Annotated in this window: 3 protein-coding genes; all 3 read left to right on the forward strand. The window is 73.6% G+C overall.

Going from position 1 to position 3,115, the window contains the following annotated elements:
• The first annotated feature begins 7 nt into the window (after nucleotides 1–7).
• The 3 genes from FNQ90_RS17580 to FNQ90_RS17590 are packed head-to-tail and all read left to right on the forward strand — an operon-like array spanning nucleotide 8 to nucleotide 3,023.
• Nucleotides 8–655, forward strand: coding sequence for an SCO family protein (locus FNQ90_RS17580; protein WP_182607259.1), 648 nt, complete (start codon nucleotides 8–10; stop codon nucleotides 653–655).
• Nucleotides 652–1,122: a copper chaperone PCu(A)C gene (locus FNQ90_RS17585; protein ID WP_323380032.1), complete on the forward strand. Its 471-nt coding sequence runs from the start codon at nucleotides 652–654 to the stop codon at nucleotides 1,120–1,122. Before FNQ90_RS17580 ends, FNQ90_RS17585 begins: the two co-directional genes overlap by 4 nt.
• Before the next feature lie 11 nt (nucleotides 1,123–1,133).
• Entirely contained in the window at nucleotides 1,134–3,023 is a 1,890-nt protein-coding gene (locus tag FNQ90_RS17590) for a copper resistance CopC/CopD family protein (RefSeq protein WP_182607258.1), read from the forward strand.
• Nucleotides 3,024–3,115: the final 92 nt, after the last annotated feature.

Genomic DNA, 3,115 nt, shown 5'->3' on the forward strand with positions numbered 1-3,115 from the left:
CCCCGTCGTGCCGACCCTCGCCCTCGGCCTCGCCCTCGCCCTGACCGCCTGCGGCACCGACACCGACGCCGGCCCCGACGTCTCCGAGGAGCCCCCCGCCGCCTCCGTGGAGGGCGCCGCCGACCGTGACCGCGGCACCGTCCTGGACACCCCCTTCACCAAGCCGGACCTGGTCCTCACCGACACCGACGGCGAGCCCTACGACCTGCGGGCCGAGACCGCGGGCACCGCCACCCTCCTGTACTTCGGCTACACCCACTGCCCCGACATCTGCCCGCTGACCATGAGCAACATCGCCGTCGGCGCCCGGGACCTCACCGCCGAGCAGCGGGAGAACCTGCGGGTGGTGATGATCACCTCCGACCCCGAACGGGACACCCCCGAGTCCCTCGGCGAGTGGTTGCGCGGCCAGGACCCGGAGTTCGTCGGCCTGACCGGCGACTTCGAGGAGATCCGGGAGGCGGCGCGGAGCCTGGGCGTGTACATCGAGGAGCCCTACGAGGACGAGGACGGGGGGATCGTCTCCAGCCACGGCACCCAGGTCATCGCCTTCATGCCCGACGACGACCTGGGGCGCGTCCTCTACACCGAGGGCGTCACCCACGAGACCTTCGAACGGGACCTTCCGAAGCTGATCGCCGGGGAGCTGCCGTGAGCCGGGCCGGTCGGCTTCGCACGGGCCGAATCGCCCCCGCCCTCGCCTCCGCGCTCGCCGCCGTCCTGCTGTTGGGCGGCTGCGCCGGCGGGACCGGGGCGGGACCGGAACTGGACGTGGAGGACGCCTACGTGCCGGAGCCGGTCAACGAGACCGTCGCGGGCGGTTTCCTGACCGTGCGCAACACCGGTGACGCCGATGACCACCTGGTCGCGGTGACCGGCGACATCGCCGGAACCGTGGAGCTGCACGAGACCGTGGACAACTCCATGCGCAGGGTGGACCGGTTCGCCATCCCCGCCGGAGGGGAGTTGGTGCTCAGCCGTGGCGGGAACCATCTGATGCTGCTCGACCTCTCCCACCGTCCCGTGGAGGGTGAGACGGTCTTCCTGGAACTGCACTTCGAGACGTCCGACCCGATCGGCATCGACGTGCCCGTCGAGGCCGGCACCCACACCGGTAGGTGACGCGAGCCGCCATGTCCCCCCACACCTCCCTGACCGGCTCCACACCGGAACGGGACGCCGTGCTGGACGAGGCCCCCACCGGCGTGGAGCTGACCTTCTCCGAGGAGGTCGGCGTCTCCGACGACTCGATCCGGGTCCTCGACCCCACCGGGGAACGGATCGACGACGGCGAGGTGATCGGCGGCTCCGGCGCCTACGCGGTGGGGCTGGGCCCCGACCTGCCGGACGGCACCTACACCGTGGTCTGGCAGGTGGTGTCCGCCGACAGCCACCCGGTGGGCGGGGCGTTCACCTTCTCCATCGGGGCGCCCTCCCCCACCGCCGTGGCGGTACCGGAGACCACGGCCGGGGGCGGCCTGCCGGGCTTCCTCTACGACACCGCCCGGTGGACGGCGTACGCGGGTTTCCTGTTGCTGGTCGGGGGTTCGGCCTTCGTGCTGCGCTGTCGGCCGGAGGCGGCGGGATTCCGGCCGGTGCAACGGCTGATCGTGCTCGGGTGGACGCTCATGACGGGCGCCTCGCTCGCCCTGTTGGTCCTGCGCACCCCCTATCTGACCGGGGAGATGGCGGACATCACCCGACTGTCGGCCGTGCGGGACGTGGTGGGCGAGGGGTGGGGCACCGCCCTGGTCTCCCGTCTGCTGCTGCTCGCGGCGGCGGGGATGTTCCTGGCCGTCCTGCTGGGCACCTGGGCCCGACTGACCGTTCCCGCCGGGCACGCCGACGGCGGGGCGCCCGCCCCGGAGGGCGGTGACGGCGGTGACGGAACCGACACCGCCGGTCGGGAGGCGGCCCGACGCGACCTCTCCTTCGGTCTGACCGTCGGGGGCGGCATCGTGGCCTGCGGCCTCGCCGCCACCTGGGCCCTGTCCGAACACGCCTCCACCGGCCCGCAGACCTCCGTCGCCATCCCCATGGACATCGTGCACCTGCTGGCCGCCGCCGTCTGGCTGGGTGGCCTGACCACCCTGGTGCTGCTGCTGTTCCGCGACCCCCTGCTGCCCCGGGAGACGGTGCGGCGGTTCTCCCGTCTGGCCTTCGGCAGCGTGGTGCTGCTGGTGATCACCGGTGTCTACCAGTCCTGGCGCCAGGTCGGCTCGGCCGACCTGCTCTTCTCCACCGACTACGGGCAACTGCTGGTCGCCAAGGCCGCGTTGGTGCTGTTGCTGCTGGTCGTGGCGTGGATCTCGCGCCGTTGGACGGCACGGCTGACCGATCCGGAGCCGGGTACGGGCCCGGGGCCCGCCCCCGGCCGACCCCCCGGGGAGGAGGCCGCCGAACCGGAGCCGGTCCTCGTCGGGGCCCCGGCCGGAGCCGAGCCCCCGCCGGTGGACCCCGACCGGGCGGCCCAGCTCGCCCGCCAGCGTGCCGCCGTGCTGCGCGCCGAACGGCGCCGGACCATGACAGCGGACCCCGAGCGGGCCGGCCTGCGCCGCTCGGTGCTGGTGGAGACGCTCATCGCGGTGGTCGTGTTGGTGGTGACCACCGCGCTGACCGGCACGCCCCCGGCTCGCACCGCCGCCGACGCGCCGGTGGAGGCCGGGGCCGCCGTCCCGGCGGAGGGGGTCTCCCTGGAACTGCCGTTCGCCGCCGGTGGCCCGAACGGCACCGGGACCGCCCTGGTGGACGTGGAACCCGCCGTCACCGGCGAGAACGTCCTCCACGTGCGCACGGTGGACCCCGCCGGGGAACCGATGTCGGTGGAGGAGATCCGGGTGGCGCTGGTGCTGCCCGCCGAGGACATCGGGCCGCTGCGCTTCGAACCGGTGCGGGTCGACACGGGCCACTGGACGGTGACCGACATGCAACTCCCGCGCCCCGGCGAATGGGGGCTCTCCCTGACCATCCGCACCTCGGAGATCGACCAGGTCACCGAGACCGACATCCTGCCCATCGGCTGAGGCTGAACCAGTGAACCTCCGCAGAACCCGCACCGCACGCACCGCACGCACCGACGGCACGCCCCGCACCGGCCCCGCCGACCCCGCCGGGC

This window comes from Streptomyces alkaliphilus, from assembly GCF_014141535.1.
Lineage (GTDB): Bacteria > Actinomycetota > Actinomycetes > Streptomycetales > Streptomycetaceae > Streptomyces > Streptomyces alkaliphilus.